At 72.2% G+C, this 20,672-nt stretch carries 17 protein-coding genes and 2 rRNA genes (1 of these 19 running past the window's edge); 12 read left to right on the forward strand and 7 right to left on the reverse strand.

Annotation, left to right across the window (positions count from 1 at the left end):
* The 4 genes from ACSHWO_RS20930 to ACSHWO_RS20945 form a co-directional block, all read left to right on the forward strand.
* Window positions 1-1,118: ribosomal RNA gene (locus tag ACSHWO_RS20930) — 23S ribosomal RNA — on the forward strand (it extends 1,998 nt beyond the left edge of the window).
* Between the two features lie 74 nt (window positions 1,119-1,192).
* Window positions 1,193-1,309: ribosomal RNA gene (gene rrf / locus ACSHWO_RS20935) — 5S ribosomal RNA — on the forward strand.
* Window positions 1,310-1,409: 100 nt separating this feature from the next.
* Window positions 1,410-1,673 carry a hypothetical protein gene (locus tag ACSHWO_RS20940; RefSeq protein WP_404242407.1) on the forward strand — a complete coding sequence of 88 codons (264 nt, stop codon included), beginning with the start codon at window positions 1,410-1,412 and terminating at the stop codon, window positions 1,671-1,673.
* Window positions 1,670-2,056 carry a hypothetical protein gene (locus ACSHWO_RS20945; RefSeq protein ID WP_385848549.1) on the forward strand — a complete coding sequence of 129 codons (387 nt, stop codon included), beginning with the start codon at window positions 1,670-1,672 and terminating at the stop codon, window positions 2,054-2,056. The genes ACSHWO_RS20940 and ACSHWO_RS20945 overlap by 4 nt, the downstream gene beginning before the upstream one ends.
* Window positions 2,057-2,074: 18 nt before the next feature.
* Here the strand turns inward: ACSHWO_RS20945 and ACSHWO_RS20950 are convergent, their stop codons facing one another.
* The 5 genes from ACSHWO_RS20950 to ACSHWO_RS20970 are packed head-to-tail and all read right to left on the reverse strand — an operon-like array spanning window position 2,075 to window position 7,670.
* A complete protein-coding gene (locus ACSHWO_RS20950) occupies window positions 2,075-3,388 on the reverse strand; it encodes a DUF58 domain-containing protein (RefSeq protein ID WP_438313742.1) in 1,314 nt (437 codons plus the stop codon).
* The gene (locus ACSHWO_RS20955) at window positions 3,388-4,350 is read right to left on the reverse strand and encodes an AAA family ATPase (RefSeq protein WP_361084829.1); all 963 of its coding nucleotides are present in this window, start codon (window positions 4,348-4,350) and stop codon (window positions 3,388-3,390) included. Before ACSHWO_RS20955 ends, ACSHWO_RS20950 begins: the two co-directional genes overlap by 1 nt.
* Window positions 4,347-5,645 carry a DUF4350 domain-containing protein gene (locus ACSHWO_RS20960; RefSeq protein WP_438313745.1) on the reverse strand — a complete coding sequence of 433 codons (1,299 nt, stop codon included), beginning with the start codon at window positions 5,643-5,645 and terminating at the stop codon, window positions 4,347-4,349. Before ACSHWO_RS20960 ends, ACSHWO_RS20955 begins: the two co-directional genes overlap by 4 nt.
* Window positions 5,642-6,322 (reverse strand): DUF4129 domain-containing protein, encoded by a 681-nt coding sequence (locus tag ACSHWO_RS20965; RefSeq protein WP_438313748.1) that lies wholly within the window; start codon window positions 6,320-6,322, stop codon window positions 5,642-5,644. The genes ACSHWO_RS20960 and ACSHWO_RS20965 overlap by 4 nt, the downstream gene beginning before the upstream one ends.
* Before the next feature lie 7 nt (window positions 6,323-6,329).
* Window positions 6,330-7,670, reverse strand: a complete 1,341-nt coding sequence (locus ACSHWO_RS20970; RefSeq protein ID WP_438313751.1) for a glycerophosphoryl diester phosphodiesterase membrane domain-containing protein — start codon at window positions 7,668-7,670, stop codon at window positions 6,330-6,332.
* Window positions 7,671-7,902: 232 nt separating this feature from the next.
* Here ACSHWO_RS20970 and mtrA point away from each other — a divergent pair, with 232 nt between their 5' ends.
* The 6 genes from mtrA (at window position 7,903) to ACSHWO_RS21000 (ending at window position 15,431) form a co-directional block, all read left to right on the forward strand.
* Window positions 7,903-8,592, forward strand: a complete 690-nt coding sequence (mtrA, locus tag ACSHWO_RS20975) for a two-component system response regulator MtrA (RefSeq protein WP_199549338.1) — start codon at window positions 7,903-7,905, stop codon at window positions 8,590-8,592.
* Between the two features lies 1 nt (window position 8,593).
* Window positions 8,594-10,663, forward strand: a complete 2,070-nt coding sequence (gene mtrB, locus ACSHWO_RS20980; protein WP_385848555.1) for an MtrAB system histidine kinase MtrB — start codon at window positions 8,594-8,596, stop codon at window positions 10,661-10,663.
* Window positions 10,653-12,536 (forward strand): LpqB family beta-propeller domain-containing protein, encoded by a 1,884-nt coding sequence (locus ACSHWO_RS20985; protein ID WP_438313756.1) that lies wholly within the window; start codon window positions 10,653-10,655, stop codon window positions 12,534-12,536. Before mtrB ends, ACSHWO_RS20985 begins: the two co-directional genes overlap by 11 nt.
* Window positions 12,537-12,693: 157 nt before the next feature.
* Window positions 12,694-13,467, forward strand: coding sequence for a ComF family protein (locus ACSHWO_RS20990; protein ID WP_438313759.1), 774 nt, complete (start codon window positions 12,694-12,696; stop codon window positions 13,465-13,467).
* Window positions 13,468-13,817: 350 nt separating this feature from the next.
* The gene (gene hpf, locus ACSHWO_RS20995) at window positions 13,818-14,516 is read left to right on the forward strand and encodes a ribosome hibernation-promoting factor, HPF/YfiA family (RefSeq protein WP_385848558.1); all 699 of its coding nucleotides are present in this window, start codon (window positions 13,818-13,820) and stop codon (window positions 14,514-14,516) included.
* A 198-nt stretch (window positions 14,517-14,714) separates the two neighbouring features.
* Window positions 14,715-15,431: a response regulator gene (locus ACSHWO_RS21000; protein WP_385848559.1), complete on the forward strand. Its 717-nt coding sequence runs from the start codon at window positions 14,715-14,717 to the stop codon at window positions 15,429-15,431.
* Between the two features lie 59 nt (window positions 15,432-15,490).
* Here ACSHWO_RS21000 and ACSHWO_RS21005 read toward each other — a convergent pair whose 3' ends face one another.
* Complete coding sequence (locus ACSHWO_RS21005) at window positions 15,491-16,714, reverse strand: winged helix-turn-helix domain-containing protein (RefSeq protein ID WP_361084804.1); 1,224 nt, start codon at window positions 16,712-16,714, stop codon at window positions 15,491-15,493.
* A 10-nt stretch (window positions 16,715-16,724) separates the two neighbouring features.
* Entirely contained in the window at window positions 16,725-17,336 is a 612-nt protein-coding gene (locus ACSHWO_RS21010; protein ID WP_438313764.1) for a GNAT family N-acetyltransferase, read from the reverse strand.
* A 227-nt stretch (window positions 17,337-17,563) separates the two neighbouring features.
* Between ACSHWO_RS21010 and secA the strand changes: the two genes are divergently transcribed.
* The gene (gene secA / locus ACSHWO_RS21015; RefSeq protein WP_361084799.1) at window positions 17,564-20,341 is read left to right on the forward strand and encodes a preprotein translocase subunit SecA; all 2,778 of its coding nucleotides are present in this window, start codon (window positions 17,564-17,566) and stop codon (window positions 20,339-20,341) included.
* Between the two features lie 174 nt (window positions 20,342-20,515).
* The gene (locus ACSHWO_RS21020; RefSeq protein WP_361084796.1) at window positions 20,516-20,668 is read left to right on the forward strand and encodes a hypothetical protein; all 153 of its coding nucleotides are present in this window, start codon (window positions 20,516-20,518) and stop codon (window positions 20,666-20,668) included.
* Window positions 20,669-20,672: the final 4 nt, after the last annotated feature.

Consider the following 20,672-nt stretch of genomic DNA (forward strand, 5'->3'; position numbering starts at 1 on the left):
GGTCCGTGCGAAGCCGTAAGGCGATGTATACGGACTGACGCCTGCCCGGTGCTGGAACGTTAAGGGGACCGGTTAGTGACCTTTCGGGGTTGCGAAGCTGAGAACTTAAGCGCCAGTAAACGGCGGTGGTAACTATAACCATCCTAAGGTAGCGAAATTCCTTGTCGGGTAAGTTCCGACCTGCACGAATGGCGTAACGACTTCTCGACTGTCTCAACCATAGGCCCGGTGAAATTGCACTACGAGTAAAGATGCTCGTTTCGCGCAGCAGGACGGAAAGACCCCGGGACCTTTACTACAGTTTGATATTGGTGTTCGGTTCGGCTTGTGTAGGATAGGTGGGAGACTTTGAAGCAGCCACGCCAGTGGTTGTGGAGTCGCCGTTGAAATACCACTCTGGTCGTGCTGGATGTCTAACCTCGGTCCGTGATCCGGATCAGGGACAGTGTCTGATGGGTAGTTTAACTGGGGCGGTTGCCTCCCAAAGGGTAACGGAGGCGCCCAAAGGTTCCCTCAGCCTGGTTGGCAATCAGGTGTTGAGTGTAAGTGCACAAGGGAGCTTGACTGTGAGACCGACGGGTCGAGCAGGGACGAAAGTCGGGACTAGTGATCCGGCGGTGGCTTGTGGAAGCGCCGTCGCTCAACGGATAAAAGGTACCCCGGGGATAACAGGCTGATCTTCCCCAAGAGTCCATATCGACGGGATGGTTTGGCACCTCGATGTCGGCTCGTCGCATCCTGGGGCTGGAGTCGGTCCCAAGGGTTGGGCTGTTCGCCCATTAAAGCGGTACGCGAGCTGGGTTTAGAACGTCGTGAGACAGTTCGGTCCCTATCCGCTGTGCGCGTAGGAATATTGAGAAGGGCTGTCCCTAGTACGAGAGGACCGGGACGGACGAACCTCTGGTGTGCCAGTTGTCCTGCCAAGGGCATGGCTGGTTGGCTACGTTCGGGAGGGATAACCGCTGAAAGCATCTAAGCGGGAAGCCTGCTTCAAGATGAGTATTCCCACCTCCTTGAGAGGGTAAGGCTCCCAGTAGACGACTGGGTTGATAGGCCAGATGTGGAAGCCCGGTAACGGGTGGAGCTGACTGGTACTAATAGGCCGAGGGCTTGTCCTCAGTTGCTCGCGTCCACTGTGTTAGTTCTGAAGCAACGAACTCGCCATGCCGGCTTGAGTTCAACTTCATAGTGTTTCGGTGGTCATAGCGTTAGGGAAACGCCCGGTTACATTCCGAACCCGGAAGCTAAGCCTTTCAGCGCCGATGGTACTGCAGGGGGGACCCTGTGGGAGAGTAGGACGCCGCCGAACAATCATTGCGGGAAGCCCCGCACCAGCCCGTCAAGGGCTCGGTGCGGGGCTTTTCTGCGTTCACGGGACGTGCGTGTAGACGCCGCTGTAGACTCGGGCCATGTCCGACGCCATGATCCGAGTGCCGGCTGAGGTGCGCGATCGCCTAGCGGTCATCGCCGAGTCCCGCGGTACGTCCATTCGAGCCCTGGTTCAGGAGTTCGCCGAAAGCATGCTGACCGACGAGGAGAGGCGGGAACGGGCGGAACAGACTCGTGCCTACCTCGCGAAGCATTTCGGTGTCGAGGTGACCGACGAGGAGAGCGCAGCCATGGGGCGCAAGCTGCGGGAGGCGTTTGCGCAGCTGCGGGCCGATGCCGCGTGATCGACCACCATCTTGTCCTGGACACTGGGGCGTTGCTCGCCCTGGCTGGCAATCGCCAGGTATCGGTACTGATCCACCGGGCACGCTTTGAGCCGGCGGCTCGTTTATGGGTGCCTGTCCTGTCCCTTTGGGAGGCGGAGAAGGAGATGCCGGGGCTCACCGAGCATGTCGGCCAGCTTGACGTGCTCCACACCGTCGACTTCGACTATCCCGCCGGGCTGACCGTGGCGCGGCTCGGGCAGGAAGGGGTATCGGCCGGGATCGCGGCTGCGATCCATGCGGCGCGGAACCTGCCGGAATGGGGTGCGGACTCACTCGTTGCCACCTTCGAGCCGAAGGCATACGAAGACCGCGGTGTGGTCGTGTTCGACCTCAACCGCTGAAGCCGACCCGCAGGCCGGTCACAGGCGGCCGGCGGCCTTCAGGGACAGGTAGGCGTCGGCCAGGGCCGGGGCCAGGGTGTCCGGGGTGGCGTCGACGACGTGGACGCCGTGGCGGGACAGCTGGTCGGCGGTGCGGCGGCGCTGGGCCCGGGTCTGGGCGGCGGCCGCGGCGTCGTAGACCGCGTCCAGGGTGCCGCGGGACCGGGCCATCTCCGCGATCTGCGGATCGGCGACCGAGGCCAGCAGGACCGTGTGGCGCTGCGTGAGGCGGGGGAGGAGCGGCAGCAGGCCCTCTTCCACCGGGGCGGCGTCCAGGCTCGTCAGGAGGACCACCAGGGAGCGGCGCGGGGCGTTGCGCAGGACGGTGGAGACGAGGGTGCGGGCGTCGGTCTCGACGAGCTCCGGCTCCAGGGGGGCCATGGCGTTGACGAAGGCCGGGAGGATCTCGCCGGCCGAGCGGCCCTGGACCCGGGCGCGCGGACGGCGGTCGTGGGCCAGCAGGTCCACGCGGTCCCCGGCCTTGGAAGCGAGGGCGGCGAGCAGCAGGGCCGCGTCCATGGCGGAGTCCAGGCGGGGGGCGTCGCCGACGCGGCCGGCCGAGGTACGGCCGGTGTCGAGGCAGATCAGGATGTGCCGGTCCCGCTCCGGGCGCCAGGTGCGGACGGCGACCTTGTCCTGGCGGGCGGTGGCCCGCCAGTCGATGGAGCGGGTGTCGTCCCCCGGGACGTAGTCGCGGAGGCTGTCGAACTCGGTGCCCTCGCCGCGGGTCAGCAGGCTCGTACGGCCGTCCATCTCGCGCAGCCGGGCCAGCCGGGACGGAAGGTGCTTGCGGCTGGTGAAGGGCGGCAGGACCCGGACCGTCCAGGGGACGGTGTGGGTGCCCTGCCGGGCCAGTAGGCCGAGCGGGCCGTACGAGCGGACCGTGACGCGGTCCGCCCGCCGGTCGCCGCGGCGGGTCGGCAGCAGGCGGGTGGTCAGCCGGCGGCGTTCGCCGGGCGGGATCCGCACGGTGTGCCGGGACGCCTGCTGTTCCGTGCCCGGGAGCCAGCTGCTGGGCGGCCAGGCGTCGCGGATGCGGGCGCGCAGGGGGCGCGTACCGGGGTTGGTGACGGTGAGGTGGACCTCCGCCGGGTCGCCGAGGCGGACCGAGGTGTCGCCGGAGCGGGCCAGGACCAGGCGGCGGACCGGGGCCGCGAGGGCGTAGTCGACCGCGCAGGCCACGGCGAGGGGGGCGTTGACCGCGAGGATGCCCGTCCAGCTCGGTTCGAGGACGCCGACCGGGATGCTGCCGAGGGCCGCCAGCAGGGCGGCGCGGCCGGTGAGGGCGGCCATCAGCGGGGAACGGGGACGTGGGACAGGATCGCGGTCAGGACCGCGTCGGCGGTCACACCCTCCATCTCGGCCTCCGGGCGCAACTGGACGCGGTGGCGCAGCGTCGGCAGTGCCAGGGCCTTGACGTCGTCGGGGGTGACGTAGTCGCGGCCGGTGAGCCAGGCCCAGGCGCGGGAGGCGGCCAGCAGGGCGGTCGCGCCGCGCGGGGAGACACCGAGGGTGAGGGAGGGCGACTCGCGGGTGGCACGGCAGAGGTCGACGACGTACCCGGCGATCTCGGGGGAGACGGCGACGGCGGCGACCGCGTCGCGGGCCGCTTCCAGCTCGGCGGCGCCGGCGACCGCGCGGAGGCCGGCGGCGGCCAGGTCGCGCGGGTCGAAGCCGGCGGCGTGCCGGGTCAGGACCCCGATCTCGTCCTCGCGGGAGGGCAGGGGGACGTTCAGCTTGAGCAGGAAGCGGTCCAGCTGGGCTTCCGGGAGGGGGTACGTGCCCTCGTACTCGACCGGGTTCATGGTGGCCGCGACCAGGAAGGGTTCGGGCAGGCGGCGCGGGGTGCCGTCGACGGTGACCTGGCGCTCCTCCATGGCCTCCAGGAGCGCGGACTGGGTCTTCGGCGGGGTGCGGTTGATCTCGTCGGCGAGCAGGAGGTTCGTGAAGACCGGGCCGTTCTGGAACGAGAACTCGGCGGTGCGGGCGTCGTAGACGAGCGAGCCGGTGACGTCGCTGGGCATCAGGTCCGGGGTGAACTGGACGCGCCTGGTGTCGAGGTCGAGGGAGGCGGCCAGGGCCCGCACCAGGAGGGTCTTGGCGACGCCGGGAACGCCTTCGAGGAGGACGTGGCCGCGGCACAGCAGGGCCACGACGAGACCGGTGACGGCCGAGTCCTGGCCGACGACGGCCTTCCCGATCTCCGTGCGGATCGCTTCCAGCGAGGAGCGGGCGCTGTCCGTGGTGGCCGTCATGAGGTGCGGACCTCTCTTTCGAGGGCGTCGAGGTGGTCGGCGAGCGCGACGAGGGCCGCGTCGTCGGCGGGTGCGGTGCCGAAGAGGAGGACGGTCAGGTCCCGGCCGGGGTCCGTGAGGCGGGCGGCGACGGCGGGGACGAGGACCGCGGGGTCGTGGGTGTGGGCGGACGGTACGCCGACCAGCGCGGCGAGGCGTTCGCGGGTGGCGGCGCGCAGCACGGAGGCGGCGCGGTCGCGGGCGTCGGTCTTGCGGTAGAGGCGGGCGCGGCCCTCGGTGGCCTCGGAAGCGCGGACGGCGACGGGCAGCCGCTCGGTGACGAGCGGGCCGAGGCGGCGGGCGCGCCAGAGGGCGGCGAGGGCGGCGGCGAGGAAGAGCTGGAGCAGGGCCCAGTGCCAGCCGGCCGGGACCAGCGAGAGGAAGGACTTCTCCTCGGTGTCGCCCTCCCCGAGCTCGGCCAGGGAGGGCAGGTACCAGACCAGGTCGGCGCGGGTGCCGAGGAGTTGGAGGGCGAGGGAGGCGTTGCCCTCGCGGGCCAGGTCCTCGTTGAGCAGGACGTGCGCGGAGCCGAGGACGACGGTGTCGCTGCCGGTGGCGCTGGTGGGGAGGAGGAGGACGGTGGGGTGGCCGCCGCTGGGGTAGCAGCCCGTGGCGCCGGGCGCGGTGGTGTCGTAGCGGCGGCCGTCGCCGGTGTCGGCCGGGCCGGCGCCGGTGGCGGCGGGCAGGGCGCAGCCGGGGGCGAGGGTGCGCTCGTGGGCCTTGCCGGCGGTGTGGACGGCGGGGGCCAGGTCGGCCAGGGCGGGGTCGCCGGGGGCGAGGAGGACGGTGCGGCCGCCGGAGAGGTCGATGGCGGAGCGGATGCTGCGCAGTTGCCGGTCCCCGAGCAGGTCGGGGTCGGTGACCAGGAGGGTGGTGCCGGGGCCGGCGGCTTCGACGGCCTCGTCGGCGGTGGTGACGACGCGGGTGGTGACGCCGCGGGCGCGCAGGAGTTCGGCGACGGCGCGGGCGCCTTCGGGGGCGGGGGAGCGGGGGTCGAGGCGGCCGTGGTGGGTGCCGGAGGAGAGCGCGGCGAGGGTGACGGCGGCGGTGAGGAGGACGGCCAGGGCGATGAGGAATCCGCGGGCGCGGCGCCACACTTCGGCGGGAGTGCTGCCGGCGGCGGCGGTGGTGGGCCGGGGCGCGTGAGCGCCGGGGGCGGCGCCCGGGGTGCCGGCCGTGCCGGGGGTTCCGGGGGTGCCCGTGGCGGGTTCGGGGGCCGGGCCGCCCGCCGCCGGGGTCGGGGTGGGGGCGGTCATGCCGGGGGTCCCGTCAGGAGCGGCTTCGTGCGGGCCAGGGTGAGGTCGAGGGCGCGCAGGCGGGCGTAGGTGTCGGCGTCGGCGGTGCGGCCGCCGTAGGTGACGTCGTCGAAGGTGCGGGCGGCGGCGCGCAGGTCCGCGGCGTGGCCGGGGAGGGTCCGGGCGGCCTCGGCGGCGGCCTCGTCGGCGGTGCGGCCGGGGCGCGGGTCGAGGAGGGTGCGCTCCTCCAGGGAGCGGACGACGGCGCGCATGCGTTCGCGGACGGCGTCGTTCCAGCGGCCTGCGGCGGCGTGGGCGTCGGCGGCGGTGCGGTGGTCGTCCGCGGTGGCCGGCCCGTCGTCGAAGAGGGCGGTCCCCTGGGCGGCGGTGCGGCGCGGGGCGCCGAGCCGCCACCACAGGGCGGCGAGGACGAGGGCGGCGAGGACGGCGATGGCGACCAGGCCGAGGGTGCCGCCCGGGGTGGCGCTCCCGGCCTGGTCGAAGAGGCCGCCGAGCCACTCCCAGAAGCGGTCCAGGGCGCGCCGGAGCAGCCCGGGGTCGTCCTGGTGGTAGAGCTGCTTGGACAGCTCGCGTTCGGCCGCCTCGCGGGCGGGTTCGCGCGGTGTCGTCACCGGCGGCGTCGGTTCTCCCCGTACGAGCGCCGCGGTGCGTGTGATGAGGTCCCCCCTCCCCGTCATCGCCGGGTCAGCCCCCGGTGGGCGGGACCGTGGCCGTGGCGTCCGTGCCGTAGTTCTCCAGGCCGGCGGCCCGGGCGAGCTCCAGGTCGAGGGCCTCGCGGCGGATGCGCTGGTCGACGTAGAGCAGGACGGTGACGCCGGACTGCATGGGCAGGGTGATCGTCTGGGCGATCACCGAGGCGATGCCGAGGACGACGAGGAAGGTCCAGTCGTCGAGGAGGGTGCCGTCCTCGAAGCCGCTGAACCCGCTGCCGGAGAGGGCGGCGCCCACGAAGGCCAGGGGGTAGATGATCACGGCGGAGACGAAGCCGGTGATCAGCGCGGTGAGGGCGGTGATGCCGAAGATGCGCCACCAGGAGCCGTGGACGAGCTTGGAGGAGCGGCGCAGGGCGGTGGGGATGCTGCTCTTCTCCAGCATCAGTGCGGGCGAGGCCAGGCTGAACTTGATCCCCAGCCAGAGCAGCAGCGGGATCGCGGCCGTGACGCCGAGCAGGGCGAGGCCGAAGCTGCGGGCGAGGAGGGCGGGCAGGAGCAGCACGGTGACGAGGACGGCCGCGGCCACGCCCAGCAGCAGGGTCAGTCCGACCAGGTGCGGCAGCCGGGGGCGGGCGTCGCGCCAGGCCTCGGCGACGGTGGAGCTGCGGCCGAGGACGGCCCGGCTGAAGACCATCGTGAGCAGGGCGGTGGCGAGGATGCCGCCGATGAACTGGACGAACAGGCTGGCGCTGCTGGACAGCAGGCTGGCGCCCATGGCGTCGAGGAGGGCGGCCGGCCCGGCGTCGGGGTCCGGGGTGGGCAGGTCGGCCAGTGCGTACTTCTTCAGGACGAGGTCGACGACCTGCACGATCGTCGCCACGACGAGGGAGATCGACAGGACCGAGCGCCACTGGCCGCGCATGGTGGCGACGGCGCCGTCGAGGATCTCGCCCATGTCGAGGGGGCGCAGCGGGATGGTGCCCGGCTTGGCGGCCGGGGGCTTGCCCCAGTAGCCGGGACCGCCGGGCCGGCCGTACTGGGTGCCGTACGGGGCCTGCGCGCCGCCGTGCGGGGCCTGCGGGCCGCCGGCGGGGCCTGCGGAGGAGGCCCAGCTGCGCGGGCCCGGGGCGGGCTGCTGCGGGGCCTGGGCCGGGGTCGGGTCGGCGGGTCGGGCCGGCTGGGGTGCGCCGGGGCTCTGCCACTCGCCGGGCGGCGGCTGCTCGGCGGACCACTTCTGGCCGCCGGCGGGCGGCCTGGCGGCGGTGTCGCCGTCCTGCGGGCCCTCGCCCTGCTGCTGACCGTCGGGTGCACCAGGCCGCTCGCCGTCGGACGGAGAGGGTCCGGGCACGGCCCGGCCCGGAAAGTCGTTCATCGTCGCTCCTTCACGTGCACCTGGTGGGGCGGGGGCGCTGGTCGGCTGCCATCGTGCCACGTGGGAACGGTGTGCGGACCGGCCGTCCCCCCGGTCCGCGCCGGTCCGCCTTCAATTGTCGCCCTGCTCCGGGGCAGACTGGTCGGTGCCCTCCCCACGCAGGTTCGAGGGTCGATTTCCAGCCCTTTTGGCTGTGGGACAGCTCACCGCCGGGTAACGATTGGCTAATGGGATGATGTCAAGCATGAAGGGACGCGTCCTTGTCGTCGACGACGACACCGCACTGGCCGAGATGCTCGGCATCGTGTTGCGTGGAGAAGGTTTCGAGCCGTCGTTCGTAGCGGACGGTGACAAGGCACTGGCTGCCTTCCGTGAGGCGAAGCCGGACTTGGTGCTGCTGGACCTCATGCTGCCCGGACGGGACGGCATAGAGGTGTGCCGGCTGATCCGGGCCGAGTCCGGCGTGCCGATCGTGATGCTCACCGCGAAGAGCGACACCGTGGACGTCGTCGTGGGCCTGGAGTCCGGCGCCGACGACTACATCGTCAAGCCGTTCAAGCCGAAGGAGCTGGTCGCCCGCATCCGGGCGCGCCTGCGCCGGTCGGAGGAGCCCGCCCCCGAGCAGCTCACCATCGGTGACCTGGTCATCGACGTGGCGGGGCACTCGGTCAAGCGGGACGGCTCCTCCATCGCGCTGACCCCGCTGGAGTTCGACCTGCTGGTCGCGCTCGCCCGCAAGCCCTGGCAGGTCTTCACCCGTGAGGTGCTGCTGGAGCAGGTGTGGGGCTACCGGCACGCCGCGGACACCCGCCTGGTCAACGTGCACGTGCAGCGGCTGCGCTCCAAGGTCGAGAAGGACCCGGAGCGCCCTGAGATCGTCGTGACGGTGCGCGGTGTCGGCTACAAGGCAGGACCGAGCTGACGTGAAGCCCGGCAGGCCGCGGGGCGGCTCCCGCTGGGGGGCCCTGCGGGCCGGCCGGCTGCTCCAGGACGGGGCGCCCGGCGGGCCTGTGCTGCGGTTGTTCGTACGACTGGTGCGGCGGCCGCTGCTGCCGGCTGTCCGGCTGTGGCGGCGCAACATCCAGCTGAGGGTCGTCGCCGCGACGATGCTGATGTCGCTGGCCGTGGTGCTGGCGCTTGGCTTCGTCGTGATCGCGCAGGTCAGCAAGGGCCTCCTCGACGCCAAGGAGGAGGCCGCGCAGAGCCAGGCCGCCGGCGGGTTCGCCGTCGCGCAGGAGAAGGCCAACACGCCCGCGACCGTGGACGGGCCCGACGCCACCGACAACAAGGTGGGCCGGGACGCCAGTACCTGGATGAACTCGCTGGTCAAACAGCTCGCCAGCGGTGGCCAGACCGCGTTCGAGGTGGTCGCCCTCGGGGCCGGCACGGGCAGTGGCTCGGGGACCGGCGCCGGGACGACCGGTGCGGCCGCGGGCACCGGCACGCAGCCGGGCGGGTCGGGCGCGTCGGGCGTCAAGGGGGCCCGTGCCTCCGGCAACGTCGACCCGACCGCGAGCATCCCGCCGCAGCTGCGCAAGGCCGTCAACCACGCCACCGGCACGTTCAAGACGTTCTCGCAGATCAAGTACACGGACGGGGCGGGCGGCAAGTCGCCCGAGCCGGCTCTGGTCGTCGGCAAGCGGCTCACCGACATCAACGGCGACCCGTACGACCTGTACTACCTCTTCCCGCTGACGCAGGAGGAGGAGTCCCTCAACCTGGTCAAGTCGACGATCGCCACCGCCGGCCTGTTCGTCGTGGTGCTGCTCAGCGCCATCGCCTGGCTGGTCGTACGGCAGATCGTGACCCCGGTGCGGATGGCCGCGGGCATCGCCGAGCGGCTGTCGGCCGGGCGGCTCCAGGAACGGATGAAGGTCACCGGCGAGGACGACATCGCACGCCTCGGCGAGGCCTTCAACAAGATGGCGCAGAGCCTCCAGGTCAAGATCCAGCAGCTGGAGGACCTGTCGCGGATGCAGCGCCGGTTCGTCTCCGACGTGTCGCACGAGCTGCGCACGCCGCTGACGACCGTCCGCATGGCCGCCGACGTCATCCACGACGCCCGGGTCGACTTCGACCCGGTGACCGCCCGCTCCGCGGAGCTGCTCGCCGGCCAGCTGGACCGCTTCGAGTCGCTGCTGGCGGACCTGCTGGAGATCAGCCGGTTCGACGCGGGCGCGGCGGCGCTGGAGGCCGAGCCCATCGACCTGCGAGACGTGGTCCGCCGGGTCGTGGAGGGCGCCGAGCCGCTCGCCGAGCACAAGGGCACCCGGATCCGGGTCCTCGGCGACACCCAGCCGGTGATCGCCGAGGCCGACGCCCGGCGCGTGGAGCGGGTGCTGCGCAACCTCGTCGTCAACGCCGTGGAGCACGGCGAGGGCCGCGACGTGGTGGTCCGGCTCGCGTCCGCGGGCGGGGCCGTCGCCATCGCCGTGCGCGACTACGGCGTCGGCCTCAAGCCCGGCGAGGCCACCCGGGTCTTCAACCGCTTCTGGCGGGCGGACCCCGCGCGGGCCCGCACCACCGGCGGCACCGGCCTGGGCCTGTCCATCGCCGTCGAGGACGCCCGACTGCACGGCGGCTGGCTCCAGGCCTGGGGCGAGCCCGGCGGCGGCTCCCAGTTCCGGCTGACCCTGCCGCGGACCGCCGACGAGCCGCTGCGGGGCTCCCCGATCCCGCTGGAGCCCGAGGACTCGCGGGCCAACCGGGCCAAGGCCGCAGCCGACGCCGCGGCCGCCGCCTCCGGCACCGCCGGCGGCGGGTCGCAGCCCGGCTCCGGCGCGGGCCCGGGGGGCTCCGGGCCGCAGGGCCCCGGCGGCAACCGGGCGCAGGCCCCGGTCCGGCCCGACCTCGCGGCGATCCCGCCGCGCTCCGCGGTCGCCGGCGCGGTACCGGTGCCAGCGGACCCGACCGCCCTGCCGGGGAACGGGTCCCGTGTGGTGGCCCGGCCGGCCGACCAGGCAGCACAGGAGGATGGAGCAGGTGGACGCTGAGCCCGTACGCGCAGCCAGGGACGGCCGCGGGGCGGCGGCACGCGCGGGTGCCCGGGCGCGGGCCCGGGCCGCCGCGGGCTGCGCCGCCGGCGCGGGTGCGCTGCTGCTGGCCGGCTGCGCCTCGATGCCCGACAGCGGCGAGATCCGGGAGGTGCGGGCCTCGCAGGGCGTGGACTCGCAGGTGCGGGTGTTCGGCGTGCCGCCGGCCGACAAGGCCAGCCCGACGGACATCGTCGACGGCTTCCTGGAGGCCATGACCAGCGACGATCCGCAGTTGCAGACCGCCCGCAAGTACCTCACCGAGGAGGCGGCGAAGAACTGGAAGCCCGGCGCTGCCGTCACCGTCCTCTCCGGGGGCATCGACCGGTTCTCCGTCCAGGGCGAGAAGGACCCGGCGGGGCCCCGCTTCAAGACGACCGGCAAGATGCTCGCGACGGTGGACGAGCACAGCGCGTACCAGCCGGACACGACCGGTGGCCGCTACGAGGAGTTCCTGCAGCTGGTGCAGGAGAACAAGCAGTGGCGGATCGCGACGCCGCCGAAGAGCCTGGTGCTCAGCGAGTCCGACTTCCAGCGCATCTACATGCCGGTCAACAAGTACTACTTCGCGGGCGGCGCGCTCGTCGCCGACCCGGTGTACGTGCGCCAGCGCAACGACCCCGACTCGCGGATGGACCCCACGACGCAGACCGTGCAGTCGCTGCTGGCCGGCCCGTCCAAGTGGCTGGGACCGGTGGCCACTTCGAGCTTCCCGACCGGTACGGAGCTGCGGGAGGGCACCAAGTCCCTGACGTACGACGGCCAGAACACGCTGCGCGTGCCGCTCAACGACAAGGTCAACGACGTCGCGCAGCCGCAGTGCCAGAAGATGGCCACTCAACTGCTGTTCACGGTCAAGGACCTGACGGCGTCCCGGCTGGACCGGGTCGAGCTGCTCCGCCCGGACCGCTCCTCGCTGTGCTCGGTGACCGAGGCGGGCGCGGCGGGCATCGCGCACCGGGTGCCGAGCCCCGACCACCAGTACTACGTCGACGCCGACTCGCGGCTCGTGCGGATGAAGCTCGACGTGAACAGCGAGGACCAGCAGTACCGGGCGGAGCCGGTGCCGGGTCCGCTGAACCCGCCCGGCGCCCCCGCCTTCAAGGTCGGTTCGGCGGCCGTGAGCTACGACGAGAAGCGTGCGGCGGTGGTCTCGGAGGACGGGCACGGGCTGTACCTGGTGAGCCTGACGACGGCCGGTCCGATGCCGCAGCCGGTGCTGAGCGGCAAGGGCGCCAAGCCGAACGGGCTGTCCACGCCGAGCTGGGACGCGGCGGGCGACCTGTGGGTCGCGGACCAGGACCCGCAGAACGCGGCGCTGTACCGGGTGCCCGCGGGCGCCACCGCAGCGCAGAAGATCGACGTGGCGGGGCTCGACGGCGGCCGGATCACCGCGCTGAAGGCGTCCCCGGACGGGGTGCGGATCGCGCTGCTGGTGCAGAAGGACAACCGCAAGCGCCTCTACGTCGGGCGGATCGAGCGGCCCGGGGGCGGCCGGGCCGACCAGCCGGGGGCGGTGTCGGTGCGCGAGCTGCGCCCGGCCGCGCCGCAGATGGCGGACGTGACGGCGCTCAGCTGGGCGCCGCGGGGCCGGCTGCTGGTGGTGGGCCGGGAGAGCGGCGGGGTCGTGCAGGCCCGGTACATGCTGGCGGACGGGTCGATGGTCGCGGCGAGCCTGCCCGGGGCGGCCGGGCTGGTCGCGGTCGCGGCGACGGAGGACGAGCGCAAGCCGGTCGTGGCCGCCTCGGACGAGGACGGCATCGTGTGGCTGCCGCCGGGGGCGCAGTGGCGCACGGTGGCGGCGGGCGGCCGGACCCCGGTGTACCCGGGCTGACCGACCCCGGGCCCGGCCACGGCCCGTACGCCGGCGACGGCGGACCGACGACGGGCGCGACCCCGGCCGGGCTTCGGCCGATCCGGGGTTTCCCGCTGTCCACAGGCCTCGTCCACAGCCGTGGCGGGATTCCGGTCCGGCCGGGCACGGTAAGGGGATGCGGGGGTGGTGGCAGGAGCTCGTCGGGCTGGTGCTGCCGGGGGCCTGCGCCGGCTGCGGGGCGGCCCGTACGGTGCTGTGCGCGGGCTGCCGGCGGGCGCTGGACGGGGTCGCGGCGGGCCCGGTGCGGCCCTCGGGGCGGCTGCGGGGTCTGCCGCCGGTGTACGGGGCCGCGGTGTACGAGGGCGCGGTACGGGCGGTCCTGCTCGCGCACAAGGAACGCGGGGCGCTGGCGCTGGCCGGACCGCTCGGGGCGGCCCTGGCGGCGGCGGTCGCCGCGGTCCCCGCGGTCGCGGCCGGGGGCCCGGTCCCGGCCGGGGTCGGGGGCGGCGCGGCGGGGCCCGAGGTCGTCCTGGTGCCCGTGCCTTCGGCGCGGCGGCAGGTGCGGGCGCGCGGGCACGATCCGGTGCGCAGGATCGCGCTGGCGGCCGCGGCCCGGCTGCGGCGGGCCGGTGTCGCCGCACGGGTGGCGTCCGTGGTGCGTCAGGTGCGTCCGGTGGCCGACCAGGCGGGTCTGGGGGCGCGGGAGCGGCGGGAGAACCTCTCGGGGGCGCTCGGGGTGGGCCCGGGTGGGGTGCGGACGGTGGCCGGGGCCCGGATCGTGCTGGTGGACGATGTGATCACGACCGGGGCCACGCTGGCGGAGGCGGCGCGGGCCCTGGCGGCGGCCGCGGCGGGGCCGGTGGCGGGAGCGGCGGTGGTGGCCGCGCCCTCCGGTTCTTTCGTACGAATCCAGTCGTCTACCCGGACAGAGCAACATTCCTGTGAATAGATTTGGAACCGATGGGGAAGGCGCATCGTTGCAGGTAACGAGAGGGACTGAACACCTGATCGGAGGTACGTTCCGGTAGCGGGTGCCGACAACCGGCATGGAGAGATATGTTCGGTTGTAAGGAACTGGCGACCCTGGGGCTCGCATCGGATCGCACGTTTCGCAGTAGCTGAATCTTCGTGTCAGAGACTGTCTCTCGACTCCGAAGTCGGTGGGGTGTAGATCTTGCCGATGGGGGAGGAGGAGGTGAAAGTCGCCAAGTCCGAGGCTCCGGTGAACACCGGAGCCTGGTGCGAAAGGGAGACGCTTCGCCTCGCTGGAGGCGGGGCTATCCGGGAACGGAGTTCTGCGTGGACATCGTCGTCAAGGGCCGCAAGACCGAGGTGCCCGAGCGGTTCCGCAAGCACGTTGCGGAGAAGCTCAACGTGGACAAGATCCAGAAGTATGACGGCAAGGTCATCAGCATGGATGTCGAGGTGTCCAAGGAGCACAACCCGCGGCAGGCCGACCGTTCCGACCGAGTCGAGATCACGCTGCGTTCGCGCGGGCCGGTGATCCGAGCCGAGGCCGCAGCGGCGGACCCGTACGCGGCGCTGGATCTGGCGCACGAGAAGCTCGAGGCCCGGCTGCGCAGGCAGCACGACAAGCGCGCCAGCCGCCGCGGCAGCGGCAGGCTTTCGGCGGCCGAGGTCGCCGACGCGGTGCCGGACGCCGCGACGCTGAACGGGCACGGCATGCCGGTGTCCGACGAGGACGCGGACGCGATTCCCACGACCCGGATCGGGTCGCTGGAGGTACAGGGCGAAGGCCCGCTCATCGTCCGCGAGAAGACGCACTCGGCGTCCCCCATGTCGCTCGACCAGGCCCTGTACGAGATGGAGCTGGTCGGCCACGACTTCTATCTGTTCGTCGATTCCGAGACGAAGATGCCGAGCGTCGTCTACCGGCGTCACGGCTACGACTACGGCGTGATCCACCTCAACTCCGACCAGGCCTCCAGCACGGACGAGCCCGGTCCCGGAGGCGCTGGCGGAGCGCTGGGCGGCTGACGCCGCGTCGGGTTTCCGTGCGGTGCCCCTGCCGGACGCGACGGGTCCGGCAGGGGCATCCCTGTGACCGGATATGCGCCAGGCGCCTGCGCGGAGACCCCCGGCGGACGGCGCGGGCATGGAATCATGGCGGGCAGTCAACCGGCGGGTGCGTCCGCCGGGTTGGCCGGCAGCTCGGCGCGTGCAGGGGGAGGAACGATGGCGGACGGTTTCGGGCCGGTGCACGGGGGCGAGGACGGGGGCGAGGACGGCGGGGAGCCGATCCGGGTGCTCGTCGTCGACGACCACGCCCTGTTCCGGCGCGGGCTGGAGATCGTCCTCGCGCAGGAGGAGGACATCCAGGTCGTGGGCGAGGCCGGGGACGGCGCGGAGGCGGTGGACAAGGCGGCGGACCTGCTGCCGGACATCGTGCTGATGGACGTGCGGATGCCCCGGCGCGGCGGGATCGAGGCGTGTACGTCGATCAAGGAGGTGGCCCCCTCCGCGAAGATCATCATGCTGACGATCAGCGATGAGGAGGCGGACCTCTACGACGCGATCAAGGCGGGTGCCACCGGATACCTGTTGAAAGAGATCTCCACCGACGAGGTGGCCACCGCGATCCGGGCGGTGGCCGACGGGCAGTCGCAGATCAGCCCCTCGATGGCGTCGAAACTCCTCACCGAGTTCAAATCCATGATCCAGCGGACGGACGAGCGCCGGCTGGTGCCCGCGCCCCGGCTCACCGACCGCGAGGTGGAAGTGCTCAAGCTCGTCGCGACCGGGATGAACAACCGGGACATCGCCAAGGAACTGTTCATTTCCGAGAACACGGTGAAGAACCACGTCCGCAACATCCTGGAGAAGCTCCAACTGCACTCCAGGATGGAGGCCGTCGTCTACGCGATGCGCGAGAAGATCCTCGAGATCCGTTAGGGCCGCGGAACGGAGTTCCGCCGCGCTCCGGCCCCGGCCGGAATTCCGTGCGGGTCCGCTCAGAGGGCGGAGAGCTCCGCGGTGACCGCCGCCGCTTCCTGCGGGGTCTGCGCGCGCTCCACTCGCACGTCGTCGCAGCCGACCCACTCCGCGGCCTCGCGCAGGGCCGCGGCCATCGCGGGGGCCGCCTGCGGCGAGGTCAGCGACAGCTGCCGGGCGACCAGGGTGCGGCCCTCGCGGGCCGGGTCCACCCGCCCGCGGAGCCGGCCGCCCGTCAGCAGCGGCATCGCGAAGTAGCCGTGCACGCGCTGGGGCTTGGGCACGTACGCCTCCAGCTTGTGGCTGAAGCCGAAGATCCGCTCGGTCCGGGGTCGGTCCCATACCAGGGAGTCGAAGGGGGAGAGCAGGGTCGTGCGGTGCCGGCCGCGCGGGGGAGCGGCCAGCGCCTCCGGATCGGCCCAGGCGGGCTTGGCCCAGCCCTCGACCTCCACCGGCACCAGGCCGGAGTCGGCGATCACCGCGTCGAACTGCTCGCCCTTGATCCGGTGGTAGTCGGCGAGGTCGGCGCGGGTGCCCACCCCCAGCGACCTCCCGGCCAGCCCGACCAGACGGCGCAGGCACTCGGTGTCGTCCAGCTCGTCGTGCAGCAGTTCCTGCGGGACCGCCCGCTCGGCCAGGTCGTAGACCCGCTTCCAGCCGCGCCGCTCGGTGCAGACCACGTCCCCGGTGTCGAGCAGCCACTCCACCGCGATCTTGGTCTCGGACCAGTCCCACCACGGGCCGCCGTTCTTGGCGCCGCCCAGCTCGGTGGAGGTGAGCGGGCCCTCGGCCCGCAGCCGGTCCAGGACCAGCGCGCAGGATCCCTCGCGGTCCTTCATCCGGTGCCACCGGTAGCCGTGCTCCCGCCGGGCCCGGCGCCGGAAGGCGAAGTGCGGCCACTCCTCGATCGGCAGGATGCACGCCGCGTGCGACCAGTACTCGAAGGCGTGACCGTCGGACCAGTACGCCCGCTCGACCGCCTCGCGGCCCACCGCGCCCAGGCGCGCGTACGGGATCAGCTCGTGCGACCGGGCCAGGACGGAGATCGTGTCCAGCTGTACGGCGCCCAGGTGGCGCAGCACCCCGCGCACGCCGCCCACCCGTCGCCCGCCACCGCCCTTGTCCGAGGCGCTGCGCGCCGCCCCCTTCTTCCGGTCGGGAGCCCCGAGGAACCCCTGGGCGCGCAGGGCGATCCGGCGCGCTTCGTCGGCGGACAGGGACACGGCGGCGGTGGCGGTGGTCATGCGCCGCAGCCTAGGCCCCGGCACTGACACCGGGTCCGCGGTCCGGTGCCGGGAGGTACGGCAGTCGCGACTCCAGGCCCACGTCGGAGGGGAGCAGGGCGCCCACCCAGCAGTCGCGCAGGGTGCCGCGGTGCTCCATGCCGGCGCGCTGCACGCCCTCGAAGGTGAAGCCGGCCTTCTCGGCGACGGCCCTGGAGGCGGTGTTGCCGACCCCGGCCCGCCAGATCAGCCGGACGCAGCCCGCCTCGGTGAAGGCCCAGCGGGCCACCGCCCGCACCGCCTCGGTGGTGTGGCCGCGGCCGCGCAGGCCGGGGGCGGCCCAGAAGCCGATCTCGTGCGCGTGGCTGCCGCGGGGGACCACGGCCGTGCTGGCGACCAGGGCGCCCTCGGCTCCGTCCGGCCCGGCGAGCCGTACCGCGAAGTTGTACTCGGTGTCGTCCCGCCAGCCGCCGGGCACGGTCCGCAGGACGTAGGTCTCCGCGTCGGTGCGCCGGTAGGGCACGGGCACCGGGATCCAGCGCTGGATCTCCGGGTCCTGGCACGCGGCCAGCACCTCGTCCACGTCCTCGGGGCGGTGGGGGCGGAGTATCAGCCGTTCGGTGACCAGGGCGGTGGGTTCCATGACCGAATTCTGCTGGCCGGGCCCGGGCCGGACGACCAGTTTTCGCGCAGGGCGGCACCTTCGCCGCCCCCCGTACGTTCTCATTCCGGGCGCATGCCGCCCCGCGGCCATGGCGGACCTCCCGACGCGACCGTGTCCTCGCTTACGATGGCCGGTGCGGTGGGGCCCACCCTCCGTGCCCGCGTACGAACCAGTGCCAGGCCCGACCGGCAAGGAGACAAACCTCGGTGTCCGTCTTCAACAAGCTCATGCGTGCAGGCGAAGGCAAGATCCTGCGCAAACTGCACCGCATCGCGGACCAGGTCAACTCCATCGAAGAGGACTTCGTCAACCTCTCCGACGCCGAGTTGCGGGCGCTCACGGACGAGTACAAGCAGCGGTACCAGGACGGCGAGAGCCTCGACGACCTGCTGCCGGAGGCCTTCGCCACCGTCCGCGAAGCGGCCAAGCGCGTCCTGGGCCAGCGGCACTACGACGTCCAGCTGATGGGCGGCGCCGCCCTGCACCTGGGCTACGTGGCGGAGATGAAGACCGGTGAGGGCAAGACCCTCGTCGGCACGCTGCCCGCGTACCTGAACGCGCTGTCCGGCGACGGCGTGCACCTGATCACGGTCAACGACTACCTGGCCGAGCGCGACTCCGAGATGATGGGCCGCGTCCACAAGTTCCTGGGCCTGTCCGTCGGCTGCATCCTGGCGAACATGACGCCGGCGCAGCGCCGCGAGCAGTACGGCTGCGACATCACGTACGGCACGAACAACGAGTTCGGCTTCGACTACCTGCGCGACAACATGGCGTGGTCGCAGGACGAGCTGGTGCAGCGCGGCCACAACTTCGCCGTGGTCGACGAGGTCGACTCCATCCTGATCGACGAGGCCCGCACCCCGCTGATCATCTCCGGTCCGGCCGACCAGGCCACCAAGTGGTACGGGGACTTCGCCAAGCTGGTCACCCGCCTGACCAAGGGCGAGCCGGGCAACCCGCTCAAGGGCATCGAGGAGACCGGCGACTACGAGGTCGACGAGAAGAAGCGCACCGTCGCCATCCACGAGGCCGGCGTCTCCAAGGTCGAGGACTGGCTCGGCATCGACAACCTCTACGAGTCGGTCAACACGCCCCTCGTCGGCTACCTGAACAACGCCATCAAGGCGAAGGAACTGTTCAAGAAGGACAAGGACTACGTCGTCATCGACGGCGAGGTCATGATCGTCGACGAGCACACCGGCCGTATCCTCGCCGGCCGCCGCTACAACGAGGGCATGCACCAGGCGATCGAGGCGAAGGAAGGGGTGGACATCAAGGACGAGAACCAGACCCTCGCCACGATCACCCTGCAGAACTTCTTCCGCCTGTACACCAAGCTCTCCGGCATGACCGGTACGGCCATGACCGAGGCCGCCGAGTTCCACCAGATCTACAAGCTGGGCGTCGTCCCGATCCCGACGAACCGGCCCATGCAGCGCAAGGACCAGGCCGACCTGATCTACCGCACCGAGGTCGCCAAGTTCGCCGCCGTCGTCGACGACATCGCGGAGAAGCACGAGAAGGGCCAGCCGATCCTCGTCGGCACCACCTCGGTCGAGAAGTCCGAGTACCTCTCGCGCCAGCTGTCCAAGCGCGGCATCCCGCACGAGGTCCTCAACGCCAAGCACCACGAGCGCGAGGCCGTCATCGTCGCCCAGGCGGGCCGTCGCGGTGCCGTGACGGTCGCCACGAACATGGCGGGCCGCGGTACCGACATCAAGCTCGGCGGCAACCCCGACGACCTCGCCGAGGCCGAGCTGCGCCAGCAGGGCCTGGACCCGGAGGAGCACATCGAGGAGTGGGCGCACGCCCTGCCCGCCGCGCTCCAGCGTGCCGAGGCCGCCGTGAAGGCCGAGTTCGAAGAGGTCAAGGCGCTCGGCGGGCTGTACGTGCTGGGTACCGAGCGGCACGAGTCGCGCCGCATCGACAACCAGCTGCGCGGCCGCTCCGGCCGTCAGGGCGACCCGGGCGAGTCCCGCTTCTACCTGTCGCTGGGTGACGACCTGATGCGCCTGTTCAAGGCGCAGATGGTCGAGCGCGTGATGTCGATGGCGAACGTGCCGGACGACGTCCCGATCGAGAACAAGATGGTGACCCGCGCGATCGCGTCGGCCCAGTCGCAGGTCGAGACCCAGAACTTCGAGACGCGCAAGAACGTCCTGAAGTACGACGAGGTCCTCAACAGCCAGCGCGAGGTCATCTACGGCGAGCGCCGCCGCGTCCTGGAGGGCGAGGACCTGCACGAGCAGGTGCGCTACTTCATGGACGACACCATCGACGCGTACATCGCGGCCGAGACCGTCGAGGGCTTCGCCGAGGAGTGGGACCTGGACCGGCTGTGGGGCGCGTTCAAGCAGCTCTACCCGATCAAGGTCACGGTCGAGGAGCTGGAGGACGCGGCGGGCGACCGCGCCGGCATCACCTCCGAGTTCATCGCGGAGTCGGTCAAGGACGACATCCACGAGCAGTACGAGGCCCGCGAGAAGGCCCTCGGCTCCGACATCATGCGCGAGCTGGAGCGGCGCGTGGTGCTGTCGGTGCTGGACCGCAAGTGGCGCGAGCACCTCTACGAGATGGACTACCTCCAGGAGGGCATCGGCCTGCGCGCGATGGCCCAGAAGGACCCGCTGGTCGAGTACCAGCGCGAGGGCTTCGACATGTTCAACGCCATGATGGAGGGCATCAAGGAGGAGTCCGTCGGCTACCTGTTCAACCTGGAGGTCCAGGTCGAGCAGCAGGTCGAGGAGGTCCCGGTGCAGGAGGCCGCCCCGGCGGTCGCGCCCGGCCCGCGCCCGGAGATCCGCGCCAAGGGCCTCGACGCCCCGCAGCGCCCGGACCGGCTGCACTTCTCCGCGCCGACCGTGGACGGCGAGGGCGGCGTGGTCGAGGGCGACTTCGAGTCGGAGGAGGGCGACGGGATGACCCGCGCCGAGCGCCGCAAGGCGCAGAAGGCCGCCGGCGGCCGCCGCCGCAAGAAGTAGCCTCCGCGAGGAGCACCCCCGCCGGGGCCGGACACCGCAGTCGGTGTCCGGCCCCGGCGGCGTTGCGGGGCCGTGCGGGCCGGCGTCGCTGTACGGATCGTCGAAATCCACCCCTCGCTCTTGTACACATGCGGACCCTGAGGGTGACGGGGGTTCGGGTGCTTAACTGCCCCCATGGAAAAGCGACTTGAGCGCGCCCGGCCGCGTCCGCAGTTCGAGCTGCGCTGGGGCGGGCTGCACATCGTGGTGGAGCGCGTCCCCGCCTGGCTCGTGACGCTGGTGGCCACGGCCGCCGGCAGCGGGGCGGCCTGGTGGACCAGCCGTTAGGCCC

It is taken from the genome of Streptomyces pallidus (ex Mingjun et al. 2026) (assembly GCF_051550185.1).
Lineage (GTDB): Bacteria > Actinomycetota > Actinomycetes > Streptomycetales > Streptomycetaceae > Streptomyces.